Annotated in this window: 22 protein-coding genes; 20 read left to right on the plus strand and 2 right to left on the minus strand. The window is 66.2% G+C overall.

Annotated features, from left to right (window positions below; all coding sequences use genetic code 11):
* Window positions 1-31: 31 nt before the first annotated feature.
* The gene (gene greB / locus ACSQ3S_RS26740; RefSeq protein ID WP_176654213.1) at window positions 32-598 is read right to left on the minus strand and encodes a transcription elongation factor GreB; all 567 of its coding nucleotides are present in this window, start codon (window positions 596-598) and stop codon (window positions 32-34) included.
* 91 nt (window positions 599-689) lie between these two features.
* Between greB and ACSQ3S_RS26745 the strand changes: the two genes are divergently transcribed.
* The 12 genes from ACSQ3S_RS26745 to ACSQ3S_RS26800 all read left to right on the plus strand — a co-directional run bounded on the left by ACSQ3S_RS26745 (window position 690) and on the right by ACSQ3S_RS26800 (window position 13,711).
* Window positions 690-1,259 (plus strand): hypothetical protein, encoded by a 570-nt coding sequence (locus tag ACSQ3S_RS26745; protein WP_436144293.1) that lies wholly within the window; start codon window positions 690-692, stop codon window positions 1,257-1,259.
* Between the two features lie 48 nt (window positions 1,260-1,307).
* The gene (locus ACSQ3S_RS26750; protein WP_436144294.1) at window positions 1,308-2,471 is read left to right on the plus strand and encodes a histidine kinase; all 1,164 of its coding nucleotides are present in this window, start codon (window positions 1,308-1,310) and stop codon (window positions 2,469-2,471) included.
* A 27-nt stretch (window positions 2,472-2,498) separates the two neighbouring features.
* Window positions 2,499-3,146, plus strand: coding sequence for a response regulator (locus tag ACSQ3S_RS26755; protein WP_176654210.1), 648 nt, complete (start codon window positions 2,499-2,501; stop codon window positions 3,144-3,146).
* Window positions 3,147-3,287: 141 nt separating this feature from the next.
* On the plus strand, window positions 3,288-4,868 hold the full coding sequence (locus ACSQ3S_RS26760; protein WP_176654209.1) for a GGDEF domain-containing protein: 1,581 nt from the start codon (window positions 3,288-3,290) through the stop codon (window positions 4,866-4,868).
* Window positions 4,869-5,176: 308 nt separating this feature from the next.
* Window positions 5,177-6,718 (plus strand): flagellin, encoded by a 1,542-nt coding sequence (locus ACSQ3S_RS26765; RefSeq protein ID WP_176654208.1) that lies wholly within the window; start codon window positions 5,177-5,179, stop codon window positions 6,716-6,718.
* Window positions 6,719-6,808: 90 nt separating this feature from the next.
* Window positions 6,809-7,186 (plus strand): flagellar protein FlaG, encoded by a 378-nt coding sequence (locus ACSQ3S_RS26770; protein ID WP_176654207.1) that lies wholly within the window; start codon window positions 6,809-6,811, stop codon window positions 7,184-7,186.
* A gap of 258 nt (window positions 7,187-7,444) precedes the next feature.
* Window positions 7,445-10,144 carry a flagellar filament capping protein FliD gene (gene fliD / locus ACSQ3S_RS26775; protein WP_176654206.1) on the plus strand — a complete coding sequence of 900 codons (2,700 nt, stop codon included), beginning with the start codon at window positions 7,445-7,447 and terminating at the stop codon, window positions 10,142-10,144.
* A 28-nt stretch (window positions 10,145-10,172) separates the two neighbouring features.
* A complete protein-coding gene (fliS, locus tag ACSQ3S_RS26780) occupies window positions 10,173-10,607 on the plus strand; it encodes a flagellar export chaperone FliS (RefSeq protein ID WP_176654205.1) in 435 nt (144 codons plus the stop codon).
* 3 nt (window positions 10,608-10,610) lie between these two features.
* Window positions 10,611-10,940, plus strand: coding sequence for a flagellar protein FliT (locus tag ACSQ3S_RS26785; RefSeq protein WP_176654204.1), 330 nt, complete (start codon window positions 10,611-10,613; stop codon window positions 10,938-10,940).
* A gap of 14 nt (window positions 10,941-10,954) precedes the next feature.
* Window positions 10,955-12,616, plus strand: coding sequence for a flagellar hook-length control protein FliK (locus tag ACSQ3S_RS26790; RefSeq protein ID WP_436144295.1), 1,662 nt, complete (start codon window positions 10,955-10,957; stop codon window positions 12,614-12,616).
* Complete coding sequence (locus ACSQ3S_RS26795; protein WP_436144296.1) at window positions 12,606-12,938, plus strand: EscU/YscU/HrcU family type III secretion system export apparatus switch protein; 333 nt, start codon at window positions 12,606-12,608, stop codon at window positions 12,936-12,938. The genes ACSQ3S_RS26790 and ACSQ3S_RS26795 overlap by 11 nt, the downstream gene beginning before the upstream one ends.
* A 14-nt stretch (window positions 12,939-12,952) precedes the next feature.
* The gene (locus tag ACSQ3S_RS26800) at window positions 12,953-13,711 is read left to right on the plus strand and encodes a flagellar brake protein (protein ID WP_413449661.1); all 759 of its coding nucleotides are present in this window, start codon (window positions 12,953-12,955) and stop codon (window positions 13,709-13,711) included.
* Here ACSQ3S_RS26800 and fliE read toward each other — a convergent pair.
* The gene (fliE, locus tag ACSQ3S_RS26805) at window positions 13,708-14,052 is read right to left on the minus strand and encodes a flagellar hook-basal body complex protein FliE (RefSeq protein WP_176654200.1); all 345 of its coding nucleotides are present in this window, start codon (window positions 14,050-14,052) and stop codon (window positions 13,708-13,710) included. The genes ACSQ3S_RS26800 and fliE overlap by 4 nt on opposite strands.
* Window positions 14,053-14,280: 228 nt before the next feature.
* Between fliE and fliF the strand changes: the two genes are divergently transcribed.
* From fliF to fliM, 8 genes are all read left to right on the plus strand, one after another.
* Entirely contained in the window at window positions 14,281-16,035 is a 1,755-nt protein-coding gene (gene fliF, locus ACSQ3S_RS26810; RefSeq protein WP_176654199.1) for a flagellar basal-body MS-ring/collar protein FliF, read from the plus strand.
* The gene (gene fliG / locus ACSQ3S_RS26815) at window positions 16,028-17,026 is read left to right on the plus strand and encodes a flagellar motor switch protein FliG (RefSeq protein WP_008451337.1); all 999 of its coding nucleotides are present in this window, start codon (window positions 16,028-16,030) and stop codon (window positions 17,024-17,026) included. The genes fliF and fliG overlap by 8 nt, the downstream gene beginning before the upstream one ends.
* Window positions 17,026-17,781: a flagellar assembly protein FliH gene (locus ACSQ3S_RS26820; protein ID WP_176654198.1), complete on the plus strand. Its 756-nt coding sequence runs from the start codon at window positions 17,026-17,028 to the stop codon at window positions 17,779-17,781. The genes fliG and ACSQ3S_RS26820 overlap by 1 nt, the downstream gene beginning before the upstream one ends.
* 1 nt (window position 17,782) lies before the next feature.
* Entirely contained in the window at window positions 17,783-19,204 is a 1,422-nt protein-coding gene (gene fliI / locus ACSQ3S_RS26825) for a flagellar protein export ATPase FliI (protein WP_176654197.1), read from the plus strand.
* A 36-nt stretch (window positions 19,205-19,240) separates the two neighbouring features.
* Window positions 19,241-19,681: a flagellar export protein FliJ gene (gene fliJ, locus ACSQ3S_RS26830; protein ID WP_176654196.1), complete on the plus strand. Its 441-nt coding sequence runs from the start codon at window positions 19,241-19,243 to the stop codon at window positions 19,679-19,681.
* A 35-nt stretch (window positions 19,682-19,716) separates the two neighbouring features.
* Window positions 19,717-21,402, plus strand: a complete 1,686-nt coding sequence (locus tag ACSQ3S_RS26835) for a flagellar hook-length control protein FliK (RefSeq protein ID WP_436144297.1) — start codon at window positions 19,717-19,719, stop codon at window positions 21,400-21,402.
* A gap of 86 nt (window positions 21,403-21,488) precedes the next feature.
* A complete protein-coding gene (gene fliL, locus ACSQ3S_RS26840; RefSeq protein WP_176654194.1) occupies window positions 21,489-22,004 on the plus strand; it encodes a flagellar basal body-associated protein FliL in 516 nt (171 codons plus the stop codon).
* Window positions 22,005-22,019: 15 nt separating this feature from the next.
* On the plus strand, window positions 22,020-23,000 hold the full coding sequence (fliM, locus tag ACSQ3S_RS26845; RefSeq protein WP_176654193.1) for a flagellar motor switch protein FliM: 981 nt from the start codon (window positions 22,020-22,022) through the stop codon (window positions 22,998-23,000).
* The last annotated feature ends 3 nt before the right edge of the window (window positions 23,001-23,003 follow it).

Consider the following 23,003-nt stretch of genomic DNA (forward strand, 5'->3'; position numbering starts at 1 on the left):
GCACAGCACCGCGCCGAGGGCGCGCCGCGCTTCAATCGGCAGCCGGCTCAGGATAGCTTACCTCCAGGATTTCCAGCTCCTCCACGCCGTGCGGCGCCTGGAAGCTGATGACGTCGCCCTCGCGCGCCTTGGTCAGCGCCCGCGCCACCGGCGCCACCCAGCTGATCTTGCCGTTCAGCGGGTCGAGCTCGTCGATGCCGACGATGGTGATGGTGCGCGTCTCGTCGTTCTGGTTGCAATACGTGACCGTGGCGCCGAAGAACACCTGGTCGCTGCCATGATGCACGCTGGGGTCGACGATGGCCGCCGTGTCCATGCGCTTGGTCAGGAAGCGGATGCGGCGGTCGATCTCGCGCAGCCGGCGCTTGCCGTAGATATAGTCGCCGTTTTCCGAACGGTCGCCGTTGGACGCCGCCCAGTGCACGATGCGCACCACCTCCGGCCGGTCGACGTCGATCAGCTGCAACAGCTCATCCTTGATGCGCTGGTAGCCGGCCGGCGTGATGTAGTTCTTCGACCCGGCCGGGATCGCCAAGGCCAGCGCTGCGGCCTCGTCGTCGTCGTCTCCGTCCGATTCTTTGACAAATGCTTTGTTCATGCCGGCTATTGTAACGGCTTCGGCGGTCAACAGGCTGCCGCGCACGGTCCGCTTTGACGTATGATGATGCACATAGAACAACGCCGAGACGATGAAACCCTTCCACCGCTTTTGCCGTTCGCTGTTTGCACCGCTGGTCTACGTGGCCGCCCTGCTGTTGCTGCTGGAAGACTGGCTGTGGGACCTGGGCATGCGGCTGCTGGAGCGGCTGTCGTCGTGGCCGGTGCTGCGCCGCATCGAGGCGTGGATCTGCACGCTGGGACCGCGCGCCGCGCTGGCGCTGTTCGTGCTGCCGGCCACGCTGCTGTTTCCGGTCAAGCTGCTGGCCTTGTGGGCGATGGCCCAGGGCCATGCGCTGCTGGGCCTGCTCGTCATCGTGCTGGCCAAGGTGGCCGGCGCGGCGGCGGTGGCGCGCATCTTCCTGTTGACGCGGCCGGTGCTGATGACGATAGTCTGGTTCGCGCGCCTGCTGCACTGGTTCCTGGCGCTGAAGGAGCGCTGGATAGAACGGCTGCGCGCCACCGCGGCCTGGCGCCAGGTGGGTGCGCTGGCCGGGCGCCTGCGCCACTGGCGCCGGCACGCGGTGCCGGCGCCGGGCAGCTGGATCGCCCGCTTCCGCCGCCTGCTGCGGCGCTTCCGCGCGCGCTGGCGGGCCCGATAATTTTTTAGACGATTGATGCACGAGTTTATGCAGGAGTTCAGGCACACCATGAGCGCAGCCCCCGAACCGCACACCCCCGGCGCCGCCCTCGCGGCCGAGCTGGAACAGGTGCGCGCGCGCTTCGACGCCATCGTCTCCAACACGCCCGGCCTGGTGTTCCAGTTCGTGCTGCACGCCGGCGGCGCCGTCTCCTTCCCCTACCTGAGCGACGGCTGCCAGGCGCTGCTGGGCCTGACGGCGGCCGAGCTGCACCGGCAGCCGGAGCGCTTCCTCGAGCTGATCCTGGCCGACGACCGCGCCTCCTACCTGGAGGCGATGCGGGCCTCGGCCGCCGCGCTGTGGAGCTGGAACTGGGAAGGCCGCATCTGGGTCGACGCCTGGAAGGACGTCAAGTGGATCAACCTGCGCTGCACGCCGCACGCGCTGGCCGACGGCGCGGTGCGCTGGGACGGCATCATGACCAACATCACCGAGAGCAAGCAGGAACAGCTGGAGGTGCGGCAGTCGCGCGCGCGGCTGGCCGAGCTGTCGGCGCACACCGACCGCGTCAAGGAACAGGAGCGCGCCCGCATCGCGCGCGAAATCCATGACGAGCTGGGCGGCAACCTGACCGCGATCAAGATGGCGGTCGCGATGCTGGCGGCCCGCCTCGGCGAGGCCGGCGACCATCCGGCGCTGCGCGAAAAGACCGACTACGTCGATGCGCTGGTCGACCGCACCATCGACGCCGTGCACCGCATCTCGCTGGACCTGCGGCCGTCGCTGCTGGACCTGGGCCTGGTGGCGGCGCTGGAATGGCAGGTGCGGGAATTCGGCAAGCAGGCCGGCATCGCCTGCAGCTTCCACGCCAACCAGCGCCACATCGACCTCAACGACGACCAGTCCACCGCGCTGTTCCGCATCGCGCAGGAGGCGCTGACCAACATCGCCAAGCACGCCGGCGCCACCGAGGTCGGCGTCAGGCTGGCGCGGCTGCGCCACCACGTCAGCCTGAAGATCGCCGACAACGGCAGCGGCATCGCCCAGGCCGACCGCGCCAAGCCGGCCTCGTTCGGCCTGCGCGGCATGGCCGAACGGGCCCGCGCGCTGGGCGGAACGTTGACGCTGAGCCACGCGGCCGGCGGCGGCACCGTGGTCGCCATCAAAATCAGGGTCGAAACAGCCGCCGCTGGCGCTACAATAGCTGGAGAAAACGTTTCTGCTGTGAAATAATGTAAAAGATAGGGTGTAGAGATTCACATGACAGAAAAAGCCATCATCAAGGTCTTCATCGCCGACGACCACGCGATCGTGCGCGAAGGCTTGAAACAGATCCTGGCCGAGACGCGCGACATCGTCGTCGCCGGCGAGGCCGAGAACGGCCTGGACGCCGTCAAGCTGTTCCGCAAGTCGGAGTGCCAGGTGATGCTGCTCGACATTTCGATGCCGGACCGCAGCGGCATCGAGGTGCTCAAGCAGATCAAGAAGGAAAAGCCGGAGCTGGCGGTGCTGATGCTGTCGATGCACCGCGAGGACCAGTACGCGATCCGCTCGCTCAAGGCCGGCGCGGCCGGCTACCTGACCAAGCAGAGCGCGCCGCGCGAGCTGGTGACGGCGATCCGCCAGGTGGCTGGCGGCCTCAAGTACATCAGCGCGGCGCTGGCCCAGGAGCTGGCCAACCATGTCGGCGACGACCACGACGCGCCGCCGCACGACACGCTGTCCGACCGCGAATACCAGACCTTGACGATGATCGCCTCCGGCAAGACGGTCGGCATGATCGCCAAGGAACTGTCGCTGTCGGTGAAGACGGTGAGCGAGTACCGCGCCCGTTTACTGGTTAAAATGAAGCTGAAAAACAGCGCGGAACTGACCCACTACGCGATCAAGAACCAGCTGATCGAATGACGTGTCCAACATGGTTGCCGGATCGAACAGATTTAATGCCCTGATGAAAGACCTCTTCCCGCCCTTTATTCAGGCTATGGCGCACACGGTGCGGCCGTATCATGGTATTACATGAGAAACCTTTAAGAGGCCGCGCGTAATATGTCCAGCAAATCCAACACTCCCGAGCAGAATCCGGCCGAGATCGCGCGCGAGGCGTTCAAGCGCCTGGCGGTGCGCCGGGTCGCGCCGACGCCGGAAGCCTACCGCGACATCTACAACGAAATCGCCGGCATCGCCGCCACGCCGGCGGCCGCGCCGGCGGTGGCCGTCGATCCCGGCCCGGAATCGGTGCTGAGCCAGTTCGCCACCCGCCTGACGGAAAACACCGGCGACCTGGCCGACTTCGGCCGCCGCTTCAACCGCGCCGTCAAGTCGCGCGACTGGGAGGGCTACGCCAAGGCCTTGTCGCAGCTGGTGGAAAAACACTTCATCAGCCGGAAGGTCGGCATCGAGGTGGCCGGCATGGATGCCGAGGACGAGCAGAGCCGCACGCTGCGCGACCTGCTGAGCCGCACCCTGACCTTTGCCGTCGCCTCGCTGCTGTCGGGCGCGCCGGCGTTGGTGGCCGAGGCCGAATCGCTGGGCGCGGCCACCAAGCTGGCCCACAGCGAGGAGGCGCTGGCGGAAATCGCGCTGCGCCTCAAGCAGCTGTGCTTCCAGATCGAGCTGCGCGGCGGCGACAGCGGCGAACAGCAGGAATTGCTGCTGCGCCTGTTCAAGCTGCTGCTGGAAAACGTCAGCGAACTGCTCGACGACGACAGCTGGCTGCGCGGCCAGATCGAAGCGGTGCAGAACCTGATCGCCGGCCCGCTCGACGTGCGCGCGCTGGAGGAAGCCACGCGCAGCCTGAAGGAAGTGATCTACAAGCAGGGCCAGCTCAAGCACAGCCTGTCGGATGTCAAGCTCACCGTCAAGAACATGATGATGACCTTCATCGACCGCCTGGGCCAGGTGGCGGCGTCGACCGGCGACTTCCACGAGAAGATAGGCGGCTATTCGGAAAAGATCAGCAAGGCCGACAACATCTCCGAACTGAACAGCATCCTCGACGAGGTGCTCAAGGAAACCCGGCTGGTGCAGAGCGAGGCGCTGAAGGCGCGCGACAAGATGGTGCTGGCGCGCCAGGAAGTGCAGGACGCCGAGAACCGCATCCACGCGCTGGAGGCCAAGCTGCAGCATTTGAGCGAACTGGTGCGCGAAGACCAGCTGACCGGCAGCCTGAACCGCCGCGGCCTGGACGACGTGTTCGAGCGCGAGACCGCCCGCTCCGACCGCCGCGGCACGCCGCTGTGCATCGCCATCCTCGACCTCGACGACTTCAAGAAGCTCAACGACACCTACGGCCACATCGCCGGCGACGCCGCGCTCAAGCACCTGGTCAAGATCGTCAAGGACACCTTGCGTTCGATGGACGTCATCGCCCGCTTCGGCGGCGAGGAATTCCTGATCCTGATGCCGGAAACCACGGTCGAGGCGGCCTCGAGCACGATGACCCGGCTGCAGCGCGAGCTGACCCGCCACTTCTTCCTGCACGATAACGAGAAGGTCTTGATCACGTTCTCGGCCGGCGTCGCGCTGCGCCGCCCGAACGAGGAGCAGACCGACCTGGTCAAGCGCGCCGACAAGGCCATGTACACGGCCAAGCAAACCGGCAAGAACCGGGTGGTGGTGGCCGAATAGTTGCCGAACAGGCCATCGTTTCCCGCAGTTTGCTCCAGCCCGGCGCCCGCCGGGCTTTTTTTTCGTCCGAAATTTTGGGCGAAAAATAATTATTTTCACCCTAAAGATTCCCGTTGCGCGGTCGTTTAAACGGGCATCGACGATGAACTTTAGCCCTGCGACGCAAAATTTTCCGGCTTTCTTCCCCTTAATTTTCCCACTGGGCAACCGTTACCAGCTTCAACAGCGGTTTGATTGTCTCGGAGCGTGGAGACAGACCAAAGTGAAATGAGCACACTGCCCAACTCGAAGTATCCTGGAGAAACATCATGGCACAAGTCATCAATACCAATATTGCATCGCTGAATTCGCAACGCAACCTGAACACCTCGCAAGCCAACCTGTCGACCTCGCTGCAACGCCTGTCTTCGGGCCTGCGCATCAACAGCGCCAAAGACGATGCCGCCGGCCTGGCCATTTCGGAGCGCTTCACGTCGCAAATTCGCGGCAATACCACGGCAGCACGTAACGCCAACGACGGTATCTCGCTGGCGCAAACGGCCGAGGGTGGCTTGAGCACCGCCGGCGACCTGCTGCAGCGTATCCGCGAACTGGCAGTCCAGTCCGCCAACGGCACCAACTCCGATTCCGACCGTAAATCGATCCAGGGCGAGGTTTCGGCCCTGTCGCAGGAATTGAACCGCGTCGCCAACACCACCCAGTTCAACGGCCAGAACGTGCTGGACGGCTCGCTGACCGCGTCGCAATTCCAGGTCGGCGCCAACGCCAACCAGACCATCAACGTCGGCATCCAGTCGGCCAAGGCGACCGACATCGGCAACAACACCTTGGCCGCCCAGTACGGCGACGTGGCCAGCAGCGCCGGCGCCGCCACCGCCACCGCCGCCAACCTGGTACAGGCGCAGACCCTGAGCCTGACCTCGGGCGCCGGCACCACCACCAGCGTCGACGTCAAAGTGGGCGACAGCGCCAAGAAGATCGCCGCCAACGTCAACGCCCTGAGCAGCAGCTCCGGCGTGACCGCCACCGCCAGCACCACCGCCACGCTGTTCAGCAGCAACGCCACCGGCTTCGCCGACGGCTCGCTGCAGTTCCAGCTGCGCGGCGACAACTCGATCGAAGCGGACGCCAACTCGACCGCCGTGACGATTTCGGCCAAGATCAAGGGCGGCGACCTGTCGGCCGTGGCCCAGGCGATCAACGCGCAAGTCGGCACCACCGGCATCAGCGCCTCGATCAAGGTCAACGCCACCACCCACAACAAGGAAATCCAGCTGTCGAACTCGTCCGGCGCAGATATCCAGATCACCAACACCAACTCGACCGCGCTCGACGACCAGCTGGGCACCGCTTCGATCCGCGGCGCCGACAAGCCAGCCAACGGCTCGGTCGCGGCGGTTGAAGGCGCGGCGGCAGTCATCGGCGCGGCCTCGGCCGCCGTCGGCGGCCACCTGGACTTCTCGTCGGACAGCGGCTTCACGATCTCGTCGACCACCACCGACATCGTCGCCAACCCGACCGGTTCGGACCTGCAATCGGTCGCCAAGATCGACGTCAGCACCATCGACGGCTCGAACAAGGCGCTGAAGACCATCGACTCGGCACTGAACCAGATCAACAGCAACCGCGCTGCGCTGGGTGCGATCCAGAACCGTTTCGCCTCGACCATCTCGAACCTGAATACGACGACGGAGAACCTGTCCGCTTCGCGCAGCCGGATTCAAGATACCGACTTCGCGGCGGAAACGGCCAGCCTGACCCGCGGCCAGATCCTGCAACAAGCTGGTACCGCCATCCTGGCCCAGGCCAACTCGCTGCCGAACGGCGTGTTGTCCCTGCTGCGTGGCTAAAATCCGGGGCAGGGTTGACGCGGTAAGGTCGCTCTGACTAGGTTCCCCGGTTGATTTATTCAACCGGGGATTTTTCACAAAGGAAGCATCATGACTATCGATACCATCGGCTCGGCCAGTCAGCCGCGCCCCGCAGCAGATCGCACTCCCGACGCCGGCGTGGCGCAGGGCACAGTGCGCGTGCCGGCCACCGCGCTCGACACCGTCGCCGCCGTCAAGGCGCCGGCCGCCGTGCCCAGCCTGGACCAGGTCAGCCACGCCGTGTCGCAGCTGAACAAGTCGGCGCAGGCCAAGTCGCAGGGATTGGAGTTTTCGATCGATAACGACAGCAAGCGCACCGTGGTCAAGGTCATCGACCAGACCACCAAGGAAGTGCTGCGCCAGATCCCGACGCCCGAAGCGCTGGAGATCGCCAAATCGCTGGAATCGAAATCCGGCACCGGCTTGCTGATCCAGCAAACGGCCTGAAGCGGCTGCGCAGACGCGCGCCGCTTTTCTCTCATCCATGGCATCCTGATTCCGGGAGCCAGCTGACCGGTCCTGCGCGCCTGCCGCCGCCGACCATCCCTCCGGCGTCCGCCACGACAGCCGCCACCGCCCGTCTTTTCAGCTGCTTTTTTAGCTGATGTTTCAGCTTTACCTGAACTGGCAGGTATTTCCCCTTCTCAAGTCCGGTTTGATTCTGCCGATATTGTCTTATATTATTGCTTTACTTAGGAGCGCACCGTGGGCATCTCTTCACCAGGCATCGGCTCTGGCATCGACGTCAACACCATCGTCAGCAAGCTGATGGCGGTCGAGTCCGCGCCGCTGGCCGATTTCGACAAAAAGTCGGCCAGCTACCTGGCCCAGGTGTCCGCCTTCGGCAATCTGTCGAGCGCGCTCGGCGCCTTCCAGGGCTCGCTCGCGAGCCTGACCTCCATCTCCAGTTTCCAGTCGCTGGTGAGCACGCCCAGCGATTCGACCGTGATGACGGCCACCGCCTCCAGCACCGCGCAGCCGGGCAACTACCGCGTCAACATCAACCAGATCGCGCAGGCGCAAACGCTGGCCTCGGGCGGCTACAAGAGCACCACGTCGGCCATCGGCCTGGGCGCCAAGACCACGATTAACTTCTCGCTGGGCACCGTGAGCGGCGGCAGCTTCGGCCTCGCCGGCGCCGCCCTGAACGGCACCGCCGCGGGCCACAGCCTGTCGAGCGGCGGCCTGACGCCGGGCTCGCTGAGCATCAACAACACCGTGATCGCCACCGACGGCACCACCCGCAGCGCCCGCCTGCTGGCCGACGCCATCAACGCCAAGAGCACCACCACCGGCGTCTCGGCCAAGGCCGCGCCCACCGTCACCAGCGCCACCCTGTTCGGCGGCGCCGGCGCGGCCAGCTTCGGCAATGTGGACACCACCGGCGGCGGCAGCTACTCGCTGTCGGTCGGCGGCGTCGAGATCGCCGCCCAGCCGGCCGGCACGGCCGCCGGCGCCGGCGTGACGGCGGCCTCGATCGACGCCGCGCTGACCGGCAACACCGCCGTCGCGCGCGCGCTGGCCGACGCCAACATCACCGTCAGCGGCACCGCCGCCGGCGGCGACCTGCAATTTACCAATGCCGACGGCAGCAACATCGCCGTCGCCGAAGCGGTCGGCGGCAGCGTCACCGGCGGCATCGGCAACAGCGGCAGCGCCAACATCGGCTCCAGCGACACGGCGGTCGGCGCCATCTCGCTGGTGTCGGCCGACGGCAGTCCGATCACCGTCGGCGGCACCAATCCGGCCGGCGCCGGGCTGACGGCCGGCGTCGGCGGCGCCTACCTGGGCGCCAGCTTCGCCGCCGATTCGTCCCGCACCAGCGGCAACATCGTCATCGACAGCTCGAACAACACGCTGCAAGGCATCCTCGAGGCGATCAACAAGGGCAATTTCGGCGTCACCGCCAGCATCGTCTCGGACGGCTCGACCGGCGCCACCGCCACGCCCAACCACCTGATCCTGACCTCGACCGCCACCGGCGTCAGCTCGACGATGAAGATCACGCTGGCCGGTTCGGGCGGCAATCCGCCGGACCCGGACCTGGTCTCGCTGCTGGGCTATGATCCGGGCGGCGTGCAGAACCTGAGCCAGAAGGCATCGGCGGCCGACACGCTGGCCACCGTCAACGGCATCGCCGTCACCAGTTCCAGCACCAGCATCACCGGCGCCATCGCCGGCGTCAGCATCAGCGCGCTCAAGGTCGGCAGCTCGTCGCTGTCGGTGACCAAGGACAGCGGCTCGCTGACCACCTCGGTCAACGGCTTCGTCAAGGCCTACAACGACCTCAACGCGCAGATCACCTCGCTGGGCGCCTACGATCCGGACACCAAGACCGGCGGCCCGCTGCTGGGCGACACCACCTTGCGCAACCTGCAGGCGTCGATCCGCCGCCAGCTGTCGACGCCGATCACCGGCCTGCAGGGCACCAGCCTGACCAACCTGTCGCAGATCGGTATTTCCTTCCAGAAGGACGGCACCTTGACGCTGGACAACGCCAAGCTGCAGAAGTCGATCAACAGCAACTTCAACGACATCGCCGGCCTGTTCGCGGCGGTCGGCCGCGGCACCGACCCGGACGTCAAGTTCGCCAGCTCCGGCACCAACACCAAGGCCGGCGACTACGGCATCAACATCACCCAGCTGGCCACCCAGGGCACCTTGCAGGGCACGGCCGTGCTGCCGGCGGAAACCGTGATCGACGCCGACACCACCTGGACCGTCACGCTGAACGACACCACGCCGGCCACGCTGGCGAACACGGCGACGATCACGCTGCCGGCCGGCAGCTACAACCCGAGCCAGCTGGCCACCTTGCTGCAGTCGTCGATCAACGGCGTCAGCGCGTTTTCCACCGCCGGCGCCACCGTCTCGGCGACGATAGGCGATGACGGCAAACTGAAGCTGAACTCGACCGGCTACGGCTCCAAGTCCAACATCCATGTCGCCAACGCCACCGGCACCGATATTTCCGCCGCATTCGGCACCGGCACCTCGGTCGACGGGCTCGACGTGGCCGGCACCATCGGCGGCTACACCGCCACCGGCGACGGCCAGACGCTGACCGGTTCGCCGGGCGCGCCGGTCGACGGCCTCAAGCTCACCATCACCGGCGACACCATCGGTTCGCGCGGCAGTTTCGGCTTCTCGCAGGGCTACGCCTACCAGCTCAACACGCTGGCGGCCGGCTACCTGGGCGCCAAGGGCGCGATCACCGGTCGCACCACCGGCCTCAACAATTCGGTCAAGGATATCAGCAAGCAAAAGGACGCCTTCAGCGCCCGCCTGGTCGATATCGAAGCGCGCTACCGCGCGCAATACACGGCGCTCGACACTTCGATCGCCAGCATGAATACCACCGCGTCATTCTTGACGCAACAGTTCGCGGCGCTTGCCAAGCAATAGCCGCCGACGCATTAACAGGAGACAGAGTATGTTCGGATCCCGACAAACTGGCGTACATGCCTATGCCAAGGTAGGCATGGAAACCGGCGTGGTCGCCGCCAGTCCTCACAAGCTGATCGTCATGCTGTTCGACGGCGCGCTGGTGGCGCTCGGCACGGCGCTGCAGGGCATGCGCAGCGGTAATATCGGTGAGAAAGGAAAATCGATCTCCAAGGCCATCATGATCATCGACAGCGGCCTGCGCGCCGCGCTCGACAAGAAAGCCGGCGGCGAGATCGCCGAGGGGCTCGACGCGCTGTACGAATACATGAGCGCGCGCCTGCTGACGGCCAATATGAACAACGACCCGGCGATCCTGGAAGAAGTGCAGCGCCTGCTGACCGAGTTGCGCGACGCCTGGAATGCGATCGCCGACACCCCTGCCGTCACCGGCGCCCACCCCACCAATCTCGCGAGCGCCTGATCCATGATGACGAGTCAAGATATCCTTTCCGTGTACGCCGCGATGGCCGACCTGACCGGGCAGATGGTGCAGGCCGCCACGCGCAGCGACTGGGACCTGCTGGTGCTGCTCGAGCAACGCTGCGCCGCCCATGTGCAGGCGCTGCGCGAACAGGAACCGCAACAGCCGATGCAGGGCGCGGACCGCGAACGCAAGATCGAGCTGATCCGCCAGATGCTCAACGCCGACCGCCAGATCCGCGACCTGACGATGCCGTGGATGGCCCAGCTGTCCAAACTGATCAACGCCACCGGCACTGAACGGCGGGTGATTAACGCCTACGGCAGCGTCTAAAGCGGACGCGCGCCATGCTGCCGCGCCTCGACGTCGCCGTTACGCCGCTGACCCCGGCGGCCGGCGTCGGCGCACCCGCGGCGGTCGGCGACGGCCGCCAGGCGGAATTCCAGCGCGCGCTGCAGGGACTGGTCGGCCAGTCGGTGACGGCTGAAGTGCTGTCCAAATTCAGTGACGGCAGTTTCCTGGTCAAGGTGGCCGACAGCGCGGTGCGCATGATGCTGCCGCCGGGCGCCCAAGTGGGCGCCGAAGTGCCGATGACGGTGCTCAGCGCCCAGCCGCGTCCGACTTTCCAGATCGGCAACGGCAGTCCGGGCGGCTCGTCGACCCTGGTCTACAGCGAAAGCGCCGGCGCCGATGGCGCCGACGGCCTGTACTCGCCCACCCTCCCTTCCCAGGATGCGCCACCGGCGCTGCCAGGCGGCGGCCGTCCGCCCGGCGCCACGCCAGGCCAGCCAGGTGCCGCCGGCGCCAGCGACGCTCCAGCAGAGGGCACGGCGGCTGACGCCGAAGCCTTGCCGGGCCAGCTCAAGCCCGGCACGACGCCAGCCACTACCGGCGGCACCGCAGCGGCACCGCAAGCGCCTGCCGGTGGCGCGGCTGCGGCTGGCGCAGGCCAGCCGGCCGCAACTGGCAAGGCCGGCGACGCGGCTGGGACTGCCGGCGCTGCCGCTGATGCCGCCGCCGGCGCTGTCGCCGCCGAAGCAGATTCCGCTGATGGCGCCGTGACGGGAGCAGCCGGCCGGCCGGCTGCTCCCGCAGGTGCCGCAGCCGCTGCGGCCAGCCCGGCGGCAGGCACGGCCGCCGGCGCAGCGATCGCAGCCAGTCCGGCGGCCGCTGCCGCACAAGCCGCAGGCGCCGCCGGCGCCGCCATTCCGGCCGACGCCGTCAAGCCGCAAAGCCTGGCTGCGACGCTGCTCGGCAAGGCCCCGTTGACGCCGGCCAACGAACTGCCCGACCTCGACCCCAACACACCGCAAGCGACGCTGAGCAACACCGCCCGGGTGCTGACCAGCGTGCTGAGCACCGCCCAAAACAGCCTCGCCGCGCCGCTGGCACTGATCGGCAAGACCGCGCTGTTCGGCAACGCCGCGCCGTCGACCGAGCAGCTGGCGCAAAAGCTGCACGACACCATCTCCCAAAGCGGCCTGTTCTACGAGTCCCACGTCACCGAATGGGTCAAGGGCGAGCGCACGCTGCCGGACCTGATGCGCGAGCCGCAAATGCAGCGCATGCTGCAAAGCGGCGAAAGCGCCGCCCGCGCCGCCGCCAGCGGTCCGGACCTGACGTCGGCCCAGTTGATCAACCAGCAGCTGCACACCCAGGAACAAGGCCGCGTGCAATGGAACGGCCAGGCCTGGCCGGGCCAGCCGATGCAGTGGGAAATCCGCCGCGAGCAGCGCGACGGCCGCAAGGACGACGGCAAGGGTGGCGCCGACGGCGAGCCCGAGCACATCTGGCGCAGCGGCGTGAAGTTCCGCTTCCCGATGCTGGGCTCGGTGTCGGCGGCGGTCACGCTGGTCGGCGGCCAGGTGCATATCCAGGTGCAGGCCGACAGCGGCGACACCGCCGACACGCTGCGCGCCTACGCCAGCCGGCTGGAGCAGGCGATGGAGGCGGCCGGCGCGCCGCTGTCCTCGCTGACCATCGCCCAGGGAGAGCGCGATGACGGATGAAGCGCCGCGCCGGCCGCTGCAGCAGGCGGTGGCCCTGGCCTACCAGAGCGGGGAGCCGGCGCCCAAGGTCGTGGCCAAGGGCCGCGGCCTGGTGGCCGAGCAGATCATCAGCGTCGCGCTGGAGGCCGGCGTGTTCATCCACGAGTCCAAGGAACTTGTATCTCTGCTCATGGATGTAGATTTAGATCAACAAATCCCGCCTACGCTCTATAGGACGATTGCGGAACTATTGGCCTGGCTATATCATATTGAATCAGCGCAAAAGTCCGGCCTGCCGCTTCCCGCGCCACCGGACACCGGCATCCCTCTTATCGAAATTTGACTCGACAGGCTTAGATGTACCCACACTTTCAGGATGCGGAATTGGAAAACTGGCACGATTTCGAAGTCGAATCACGGAAGGAGATCCTCTCCTTGCTGCGGGGTATCGGCGAAAAAAACCAGTTGATCCGCATGCTGATCAAGGGCGAATCGGACGTCTGCGTCACCTCCATCCTCGACGTCGACGAAGCGCACAACACGGTCTACCTGGATTGCTCGATCGACACCGAGCAGAACAAGCGCATCCTGGCGTCGCGCCGCCTGTCGTTCGAGACCACGCTGGACAAGGTGCGCATCCTGTTCGCCACCGAGCATATCGAGTCGACCACCTATGAAGGCAATCCGGCGTTCAAGATCGCCGTGCCGGCCACGCTGATCCGGCTGCAGCGGCGCGAGTACTACCGCATCGCCACGCCGGTGACCAATCCGGTGCGGGTGGTGATCCCGTTGCCGGAGGACCTGGGCGGCCCCACCACCTTCCCGCTGGCCGACATCAGCTGCGGCGGCATCGCCATCCTCGACAACAAGCTGATCCTGGGTGACGCGATCGGCAAGAATTACCTGGACTGCCGCATCGACCTGCCGGAAATCGGCCAGGTGGCGACCGCGCTGCAGATCCGCAACTCGCTGGACCTGACGCTGCTGAACAACAAGAGCAACCGCCGCCTGGGTTGCGAGTTCGTCAATATCTCGCGCGGCAACCTGGCCAGCGTGCAGCGCTACATCACCAAGCTCGAACGCGAACGCAACGCCCGCATCGCCGGCCTCAGCTAAACCTGCATATTCATGATGTCGTGGTAGGCCGACACCAGCTTGTTGCGCACCTGGATCGTGGCCTGGAAGTTGATGCTGGCCTTCTGCATCGCGATCATCGTGTCCGACAGGCTGACGCTGTCGTCCCCCATCGCGAACTTCTTGCCCATGTCGTCGGCCTGCACCTGGCTGGCGTTGACGCCGTCCAGCGCATTCTTCAACGCATCGGAAAACTCGACCTTGGCGGCCGGCGCCGGCTCGGTCTTGATCACCGGCGGCGTCAGTCCCGGACGCGTGGCGTGCGCCTTCAGCTGGGCGATCATGGCCTGGATCTGGCTGCCGTCTATACCACCTGTCTTCATCGCTTACTCCCGTCTTGTTGCCGTCATGGAACAAATTCCACGACATGGCTGAGCGCGGCGTTACAATACGGCACGGCTCTATCAGTGCTGCCAGAATACCAAGCGGAAAGCAAGGCCACATGACCGAGCAGGACGGTAAACGGCGCTCTGTTCCGCGCATTGAATCGCCCCGCAACAGGCAATAATGGCTCATTCTCCAGCTAACCTCGTACCCGGAAACCAACCATCATGGCCGTAGCCGAACAAATCGACAACGACACAGCAGCCGACGCCGCCGAAGATGACGGTGCGGAAAAGCTGCCCTTTATCCAGACGCCGATGGGCCGCAACTTCCTGCGCGCGGCCGGCGCGGCGGCCGTGGTCGCCATCCTGCTGGGATTGTGGCTGTGGAACAAGCCGCCCGAGTACGGCGTGCTGTTCTCCAATTTCACCGACCGCGACGGCGGCGCCATCACGGCCGAGCTGGACAAGCTCAACGTCAAGCACAAGTTCTCCGACAACGGCACGGCCATCCTGGTGCCGACCGACCAGGTCCATGACATCCGTTTGAAACTGGCCGCGCAAGGCTTGCCGAAGGGCGGCAACGTCGGCTTCGAACTGATGGAAAACCAGAAGCTGGGCGTGTCCCAGTTCCTCGAACAGGTCAACTACCAGCGCGCGCTGGAAGGCGAACTGGCGCGCTCGATCCAGTCGCTCGCCGCCGTCGAGAACGCCCGCGTCCACCTGGCGCTGCCGAAGCCGTCCGTGTTCGTGCGCGACCAGCAGAAGCCGACCGCCTCCGTGCTGCTGACCTTGCATCCCAACCGCATGCTCGACCCGGCCCAGACCGCCGCCATCGTGCACCTGGTCGCCTCCAGCGTGCCGGAACTGCTGCCGGCCAACGTCACCGTGGTCGACCAGGCCGGCAACCTGATCTCCGACCAGAACAAGAACGGCAACGCCGGCCTGAACGCCAAGAACATGGACGAGACCCAGCTCAAGTATGTCAAGGACATGCAGCTGCAGGTCATCAAGCAGGTCGAATCGATCATCATCCCCATCGTCGGCGAAGGCAATGTGCGCGCCGAGGCCACCGCCGACGTCGATTTCGCCCAGATCGAGCAGGCCGCCGAAACCTACAAGCCGAACTCGCCGCCGGCCGCGTCGGCCATCCGCAGCCAGCAAAGCAGCGAAACCAACGGCAACAACGGCAGCAACAATCCGGGCGGCATCCCCGGCGCGCTGTCGAACCAGCCGCCCGGCACCGCCACCGCGCCGCTGACCCAGACCGCCGGCTCCCCGACCGGCACCGCGCCCGCCCCCGGCACGCCGCCGGGCGCCGCCGGCAACACCACCGCCGCCGGTCCGACGCACAAGGAGTCGACCACCAATTACGAAGTCGACAAGACCGTGCGCTACGAGCAGCGCGGCATGGGCGGCCTGCGCCGCCTGACCGTGGCTGTGGTGGTCAACTACAAGCGCATCGTCGGCAAGGATGGCAAGGTCACCATTAAGGCCTATACTCCTGAAGAGATGGTCAAGATCAACGACCTGGTCAAGCAGGCCATGGGCTACAACCAGGACCGCGGCGACGCCGTCAGCGTGGCCAACTCGCCGTTCGACGGCGTCGACAAGCCCTACGAGGCGCCGCTGGACTGGTGGCGCGACCCGGCCAACCTGCCGATGGCCAAGGACCTGGCGAAGTTCCTGATCACCGCGCTGATCCTGCTGTACATCGTGCTGCGCATCGTGCGTCCGATGATGCGTCCGGTGTTCAAGAAGATCGACGAGATCAACGCGCCGGAGCCGGAACCGGAAGAGCCGGAGGAAGTCGTCGAGGAAGGTCCGGACGAGGCCCTCATCGCCGAGGAAGAGCTGCGCAAGATGGAAGAAAACACCGCGCGCGGCTACCGCGAAAACCTGGCCATGGCCAAGAAACTGGCAACCGAGGATCCACGCATCGTTGCCAACGTCATTAAAGAATGGATAGGCGCAAATGACTGAGAATACCGGACTGCAAAAAGCCGCGATCCTGATGCTGGCCATGGGCGAGAGCGAGGCCGCCGAGGTGATGAAATTCCTCGGCCCGCGCGAGGTGCTCAAGCTGGGCGCGGCGATGGCGACCATGAAGAACGTGCCCCACGAGGAAGTGGTCGGCACCCTGGACAACTTCCGCGACATGGTGGCGGCCGCCTCCACCGTCGGCCTCGATTCGGACGAGTACATCCGCCAGGTGCTGACCAAGGCGCTGGGCGACGACAAGGCCTCGGTGCTGCTGTCGCGTATCCTGGGCGGCAAGGACGCCTCCGGCATCGAATCGCTGAAGTGGATGGATTCGCAATCCGTGGCCGAGCTGATCCGCAACGAACACCCGCAGATCATCGCCACCATCCTGGTCCACCTGGAGCGCGACCAGGCCTGCGAAATCCTCGGCCACTTCACCGACCGCCTGCGCAACGACGTGGTGCTGCGCATCGCCACCCTGGACGGCGTGCAGCCGGCCGCGCTGCGCGAACTGAACGACGTGCTGACCAAGCTGCTGTCTGGCAATGAAAACATCAAGAAATCGTCGCTGGGCGGCGTCCGCGCGGCCGCCGAGATCCTCAACTTCATGAGCGGCGAGCAAGAAGGTTCGGTGATGGACAACATCAAGAACTACGACAACGACATGGCGCAGAAGATCATGGACGAGATGTTCGTGTTCGACAACCTGATCGACATCGACGACCGCGGCATCCAGCTGCTGCTGCGCGAAGTGCAGTCGGAAATGCTGATCATCGCCCTGAAGGGCGCGTCGCAGGAATTGCGCGACAAGATCTTCAAGAACATGTCGGCCCGTGCATCGGAAATGATGCGCGAAGACCTGGAATCGAAAGGACCGGTGCGCCTGTCCGAAGTGGAAACCCAGCAGAAGCAGATTCTGCAGATCGTGCGCCGCTTGGCCGACGAAGGTCAGATCGTGCTTGGCGGCAAAGGTGAGGATTCGTTCGTCTAATGTCCATGCTACCGAAAGAACAGCAGTCGGCGTTCCAGCGCTGGGAGATGACCTCGTTTGGCGACGAGCGTCCCAGCGTGCTCGCCCTGCGCGAAGCCGAGCAGCGCGAGATCGACGCGGAAAACGCGCGCCTCGCCGCCGAGCAGCGCGTGCTGGAAGTGATACAGGAGCAGCAGGAACTGGTCGAGATGGGCCCGCCGCTGCCGCCGCCGCTGGACTACCCCACCGTCGAGGAACTGGAAGCGATCCGCGAGGAAGCGCGCAAGGACGGCTACGACGAGGGCCATGCGGCCGGCCACGCCGACGCCATGGCGGCCGGCAAGATCGCCTCGGCCGAGGAGCTCGAGCACGTGCGCGCCATCGCCGCCAACTTCAACAACGCGCTGCACGACGCCGACCAGCTGATCGCCAACGACGTGCTGGAACTGGCGCTGCAGCTGGCCAAGGGCATGCTGAAGAACGCGCTGCAGGTCAAGCCCGAGCTGATCCTGCCCATCGTGCGCGACGCCATCGAATACCTGCCGGTGCTGCAGCAGCCGGCGCTGCTGGTGCTGCACCCGGACGACGCCGCCGTGGTGCGCGCCGGCATCGGCGAGGAGCTGGACAAGGGCGGCTGGCGCGTGGTCGAGGATCCGCACGTGGGCCGCGGCGGCTGCAAGGTCGATACCGCCAGCAACCAGATCGACGCCACCGCCGCCGGCCGCTGGCAGCGCCTGAGCCACGCGCTGGGCAAAGAAGTGGACTGGCTGGCCTGACATGGACGCCGTCGCTCCTGCTCCCGCCCCCACCACCGCCCTGCACGCGGGCCGCTGGAAATCCTATCTGAACGACTGCACCGCGCTGGTCGGCTTTGTCGAGCCGATGCAGGTGTCGGGCCGCGTCACGCGCGTGGCCGGGCTGGTGATGGAGGCGGTCGGCCTGCGCCTGGCCGTCGGCGCCGCCTGCACCGTGCCGCTGCCGTCCGGCGGCAAGATCGAGGCCGAAGTGGTCGGCTTCGAGGGCGACAAGCTGTTCCTGATGCCGCAAAGCGACGTCGAGGGCGTGGTGCCGGGCACCCGCGTGTTCCCGGTCGAGCCGGCGATCCCCCGCCCCGGCACCGTCAACCATCCGCGCCGCCGCCCCAGCGACCGCGCGCGCCACCTGCCGGTCGGCGCGGAACTGCTGGGCCGCGTGCTCGACGGCGCCGGCCGCCCGCTGGACAACCTGGGCCCGCTGAATGCCAGCGACAGCGCGCCGATCAACACCCGCCCCGCCAATCCGCTGGGCCGCGCGCCGATCACCGAAACGCTGGACGTCGGCGTGCGCTCGATCAACGCCATGCTGACCGTCGGCCGCGGCCAGCGCATGGGCCTGTTCGCCGGCTCCGGCGTCGGCAAGTCGGTGCTGCTGGGCATGATGGCGCGCTACACCGAGGCCGACGTCATCGTGGTCGGCCTGATCGGCGAACGGGGCCGCGAGGTCAAGGAATTCATCGAGCAGATCCTCGGCGAGGAAGGCCTGGCCCGTTCCGTCGTCGTGGCGGCACCGGCCGACACGCCGCCGCTGATGCGCCTGCAGGGCGCGGCCTACGCCACGGCGATCGCCGAGCACTTCCGCGACAAGGGCCAGAACGTGCTGCTGATCATGGATTCGCTGACCCGCTACGCCATGGCCCAGCGCGAGATCGCGCTGGCCATCGGCGAGCCGCCGGCCACCAAGGGCTATCCGCCGTCGGTGTTCGCCAAGCTGCCTATCCTGGTCGAACGCGCCGGCAACGGCGAGATGGGCGGCGGCTCGATCACCGCCTTCTACACCGTGCTGACCGAGGGCGACGACCAGCAGGATCCTATCGCCGACTCGGCGCGCGCGATTCTCGACGGCCACATCGTGCTCAACCGTCGCCTGGCGGAAGCCGGCCACTACCCCGCCATCGACATCGAACAATCGATCAGCCGGGCCATGCATTCGATCACCTCGCCCGAGCACCAGACCAAGGCGCGCTACCTGAAACAATTGTTCTCGCGCTACGAGCGCAGCCGCGACCTGATCAGCGTCGGCGCCTATGCGCCGGGCAGCGATCCGGTGCTGGACCAGGCGATCCAATTGCATGACCGCATAGAAAACTTTCTCCAGCAACAAATCTCCGAACAGGTGACCATGGGCGAGAGCTTGGGCCAACTTACCTCTCTGTTCGACTGATTGACGCCGGCAACAGCCACCTATAATTGATTCATCATGGCTTCCAAAGCGCAACTTGAAACACTGATGGACCTGGCGCGCCGGGAAACCGACGACGCCGCCAAGCGGCTGGGCGCCGCGCTCAAGGCCGTGGACGATGCCAAACAGAAGCACCAGATGCTGGTCGGCTACCGCGACGAGTACGCGAAACGCTTCGAAGCGGCGCAGGCGGCCGGGATTACGCCGATGGCTTACCGCAATTTCCAGGCTTTCATGGAAAAGCTGGACGTGGCGGTCAAGGGCCAGCTGGAAATGATACGGCACGCGGAATACCGCGGCGACCAGGAAAAAGCCTCCTGGCAGGCCGCCGAGCGCAAGCGCATGTCCTACTCCACCCTGAACGACAGGGCGGCGGCGGAAGCGCTGAAGGTGGAAAACAAGCGCGACCAGAAGCAGATGGACGAACACGCAGCACGGCAGGCGTATTACAAACGCTGATTTATGACAGATCGACTAACCGACACGGCGCGAACATGCAAACCCCTAACCTCCAAATTCCGACGCTGAACGCCAACGCGGTCGCCGCGCCCAAGGTCAACCTGAATCTGAATGCCGGCGGCGCGGACAATGCGTTCAAGCAGGCGCTGTCGCGCGAGATGGATCAGCGCCAGGCCAATGCCGCAAGCAACGCCCCGTCCAGGGCGCCGGAACATCCGGCCGCCTCGCGCTCGTCGGCGCCCAAGCAGGCCGCGCCGGCCAAACCGGCCGCACCGCAGAACAAGCAGGCCGACGCGCCCGACAACAACGACGTCCAGCCGGGCGCCCGCAGCGAAGCACCGGCCACCGCCGCCGCTCCGGCCCCAGCCAAGACCGCCACCGCTGACGCCAAGGCCGACAGCGACAGCGACACCGCCACCAGCGACGCCCAGGACGCGGCGCAAGCCGATCCGGTAGCGGACATGCTGGCCCTGGTGGCCGCATTCAACCAGCCCGCCGCACCGGCCGCCACCGTGACCGCCGACGCAGCCGCCACCGCGACAACCTCGGCCACCGCCGGCGCCGCCAGCTCCGCCGCCCTGGCTGCGGAAGCAGCCGAGACAGCAGCAACGGCGGCAGCGCTGGCCGCCGCCGGCAGCGCCGCAGCCAGCGATGCCGCCGGCGCAAGCGATCCGGATGCGGCGGCAGCCGCCGCCGCGTCCGGATCGCTTGCGCCGGCAGTCACCGCGCAGGATGCCGACGCGCTGCAGGCCGCCCAGGCCGACGCCACCGACTTCAAGGCCGCGCTGGCCAAAGCCGGCTCGGCCGCACAAACCGCCACCGCGGCAGCGGCCGCGGCCGCCAAAGCCGCCGCTGCCGCCAGCGCGAACGCCGCGGCAACCACCTCCGCCGCCACGCCGGCCGCGGCGCTGGCCACCGCCGGCAAGGAAATCACCGCCGATGCCAAGCCTGTCGCCGCCCCGGCGGACGACAAGGCCGGCGACACCGTCGCCGTTGCCGACACCGCGGCCGCGCCGAAAACCGGCGCCGACGCGATCAACCGCATCGTCACCAAGGCCGCGCCGGCCGGCGAGCAGGCTCAGCAAGTGTCGCAGACCCGCCAGCAGCAGGCCGATCCGGCCCAGCTGGCCGCCACCGCCAAGATCGACGTCCACGCCGAAGCGGCGCCGCTGAAGGAAGCCGCGCCGGCCATCACCATCGCGCCGGCCGCGCAGTCCGCGCTGGACATGGCGAAAGCCGCCGTCGCCGCCCCTGCCGACAAGCTCGGCAGCCGCGTCGGCACCCAGGCCTGGGACCAGCAGCTGGGCCAGAAGATCGTCTTCATGGCCGCCGGCGGCGAGCAAAGCGCGACGATGGAACTGAATCCGCCAGACCTCGGCCCGCTGCAGGTGGTGCTGAGCGTGAACAAGGACCAGGCCACCGCCGCCTTCACCTCGGCAACGCCGGAAGTGCGCCAGGCGCTGGAGGCGGCATTGCCGAAACTGCGGGAAATGATGAGCGACGCCGGCATCCAGCTGGGCAGCGCCACCGTTTCGGCCGGCATGTCGGACCAGAACAACGGTTTTAGCCAGCAGGCCAATTCGGCCCAGGGCGGCGGCAACGGCGGCGGCAACCGTACGGGCAGCGGCGGCTCTGGCCGCGATGCGGCCGTGGCCGAGGCCCCGCGCAGCGCCGCGCCGGCGCGCCGCGTGCCGGCCGGCGCGGTCGATACCTTCGCCTGACCCCACAGGCCCAACCGATAATGACATAATGGCGGCATGATCCACTTCCGCACCATGCAAGGGCTATCTTGAAAGCGAACCCAAAAATGAAAGCCGATCAGAAAGTTGAGGCCCCCGCAGGCGGCGGCAGCAAAAAACTGATCATCATCATCGTGGCTGCGGTCCTGTTGCTGGGCGTGGTCGGCGGCGGCGCGGCCTGGTTCTTCCTGCATGGTAAAAGCGACACCGAGGAAGACGTGCCGGCCAAGGGCAAGCACAAGGCGAGCGCCAAGAAGGCCGGACCGCCGGAATACGTGCCGGTCGAGCCGTTCACCGTCAACCTGCAGCCGGGCGAGAGCGGCACCGACCAGTACCTGCAACTGGCGTTCACGCTGGAAGTGGGCGGCCTGGAAGAGAAGGAAAATGTCAAAAACAACATGGCCAAGGTGCGCAGCCGCATGTTGCTGCTGTTGTCGGGCAAGCACGCCTCGGACATCAATACGCCGGAAGGCAAGGTCCAGCTGGCCAAGGAAATCATCGCCCAGCTGAAAGAACCCTTCGAGGACCGCGGCGCGCCGCAGGACATCGAAGATGTGCTGTTCACTTCGTTCATCATTCAGTAATCAGGCTAGAACATCATGGCTGATAATTTTCTCTCCCAGGAAGAAGTCGATGCCCTGCTGAAGGGCGTCAACGGCGACCAGGACGACGTCCAGGCGCAGGAAGACGTCGCGGGAGTCCGGACCTACAACCTGGCCACCCAGGAACGTATCGTCCGCGGGCGCATGCCGACGCTGGAGATTATCAACGAGCGCTTCGCCCGTTTGCTGCGCGTCGGCCTGTTCAACTTCCTGCGCCGCAGCGCCGAGGTGTCGGTCGGCTCGGTGCGGGTGTCCAAGTACTCCGAGTTCATCCGCAACCTGGTGGTGCCGACCAATCTGAACCTGGTGCATATGAAGCCGCTGCGCGGCACCGCGCTGATGGTGTTCGATCCAGGCCTGGTGTTCCTGCTGGTGGACAACCTGTTCGGCGGCGATGGCCGTTTCCACACCCGCGTCGAGGGCCGCGACTTTACCCAGACCGAGCAGCGCATCATCCTGCGCATCCTGGACATCGTGTTCGAGGCCTACACCAAGTCGTGGGAGCCGGTCTACCCGGTCGAGTTCGAATACATCCGCTCGGAAATGAATACGCAGTTCGCCAACATCGCCACGCCGAACGAGGTGGTGGTGGCGTCGACCTTCACGGTGGAGCTGGGCTCGGTGTCCGGCCAGATCCACTTCTGCATGCCGTACTCGATGATCGAGCCGATCCGCGATTCGCTGACCTCGAGCCTGCAGGGCGAGGCGCTGGAAGTGGACAAGCGCTGGATCCGCCTGATGACGCAGCAGATCCAGATCGCCGAGGTGGAAATCGTCGCCTCGCTGGGCACGGCCAAGGTCAATTTCGACGAGATCCTCAACATGCGCGTGGGCGACATCATCCCGCTGACGATCCCGGAAATGATCTCGGCCACCGTCGACGGCGTGCCGGTGATGGATTGCAGTTACGGGGTAATGAACGGACAATACGCGCTGAAGGTGGAGAAATTGCTCGCCAATGCCGATAACATCAAATAACGC

This window comes from Duganella sp. LjRoot269, assembly GCF_964254095.1.
GTDB classification, from domain to species: Bacteria; Pseudomonadota; Gammaproteobacteria; order Burkholderiales; family Burkholderiaceae_D; genus Rugamonas; species Rugamonas hordei.

What these genes read in the sequence shown, in the direction of transcription:
- greB (WP_176654213.1), bottom strand. Translation starts at nt 598, where the DNA reads ATGAACAAAGCATTTGTCAAAGAATCGGACGGAGACGACGACGACGAG.
- ACSQ3S_RS26745 (WP_436144293.1), top strand. Translation starts at nt 690, where the DNA reads ATGAAACCCTTCCACCGCTTTTGCCGTTCGCTGTTTGCACCGCTGGTC.
- ACSQ3S_RS26750 (WP_436144294.1), top strand. Translation starts at nt 1,308, where the DNA reads ATGAGCGCAGCCCCCGAACCGCACACCCCCGGCGCCGCCCTCGCGGCC.
- ACSQ3S_RS26755 (WP_176654210.1), top strand. Translation starts at nt 2,499, where the DNA reads ATGACAGAAAAAGCCATCATCAAGGTCTTCATCGCCGACGACCACGCG.
- ACSQ3S_RS26760 (WP_176654209.1), top strand. Translation starts at nt 3,288, where the DNA reads ATGTCCAGCAAATCCAACACTCCCGAGCAGAATCCGGCCGAGATCGCG.
- ACSQ3S_RS26765 (WP_176654208.1), top strand. Translation starts at nt 5,177, where the DNA reads ATGGCACAAGTCATCAATACCAATATTGCATCGCTGAATTCGCAACGC.
- ACSQ3S_RS26770 (WP_176654207.1), top strand. Translation starts at nt 6,809, where the DNA reads ATGACTATCGATACCATCGGCTCGGCCAGTCAGCCGCGCCCCGCAGCA.
- fliS (WP_176654205.1), top strand. Translation starts at nt 10,173, where the DNA reads ATGTTCGGATCCCGACAAACTGGCGTACATGCCTATGCCAAGGTAGGC.
- ACSQ3S_RS26785 (WP_176654204.1), top strand. Translation starts at nt 10,611, where the DNA reads ATGATGACGAGTCAAGATATCCTTTCCGTGTACGCCGCGATGGCCGAC.
- ACSQ3S_RS26790 (WP_436144295.1), top strand. Translation starts at nt 10,955, where the DNA reads ATGCTGCCGCGCCTCGACGTCGCCGTTACGCCGCTGACCCCGGCGGCC.
- ACSQ3S_RS26795 (WP_436144296.1), top strand. Translation starts at nt 12,606, where the DNA reads ATGACGGATGAAGCGCCGCGCCGGCCGCTGCAGCAGGCGGTGGCCCTG.
- ACSQ3S_RS26800 (WP_413449661.1), top strand. Translation starts at nt 12,953, where the DNA reads ATGTACCCACACTTTCAGGATGCGGAATTGGAAAACTGGCACGATTTC.
- fliE (WP_176654200.1), bottom strand. Translation starts at nt 14,052, where the DNA reads ATGAAGACAGGTGGTATAGACGGCAGCCAGATCCAGGCCATGATCGCC.
- fliF (WP_176654199.1), top strand. Translation starts at nt 14,281, where the DNA reads ATGGCCGTAGCCGAACAAATCGACAACGACACAGCAGCCGACGCCGCC.
- fliG (WP_008451337.1), top strand. Translation starts at nt 16,028, where the DNA reads ATGACTGAGAATACCGGACTGCAAAAAGCCGCGATCCTGATGCTGGCC.
- ACSQ3S_RS26820 (WP_176654198.1), top strand. Translation starts at nt 17,026, where the DNA reads ATGTCCATGCTACCGAAAGAACAGCAGTCGGCGTTCCAGCGCTGGGAG.
- fliI (WP_176654197.1), top strand. Translation starts at nt 17,783, where the DNA reads ATGGACGCCGTCGCTCCTGCTCCCGCCCCCACCACCGCCCTGCACGCG.
- fliJ (WP_176654196.1), top strand. Translation starts at nt 19,241, where the DNA reads ATGGCTTCCAAAGCGCAACTTGAAACACTGATGGACCTGGCGCGCCGG.
- ACSQ3S_RS26835 (WP_436144297.1), top strand. Translation starts at nt 19,717, where the DNA reads ATGCAAACCCCTAACCTCCAAATTCCGACGCTGAACGCCAACGCGGTC.
- fliL (WP_176654194.1), top strand. Translation starts at nt 21,489, where the DNA reads ATGAAAGCCGATCAGAAAGTTGAGGCCCCCGCAGGCGGCGGCAGCAAA.
- fliM (WP_176654193.1), top strand. Translation starts at nt 22,020, where the DNA reads ATGGCTGATAATTTTCTCTCCCAGGAAGAAGTCGATGCCCTGCTGAAG.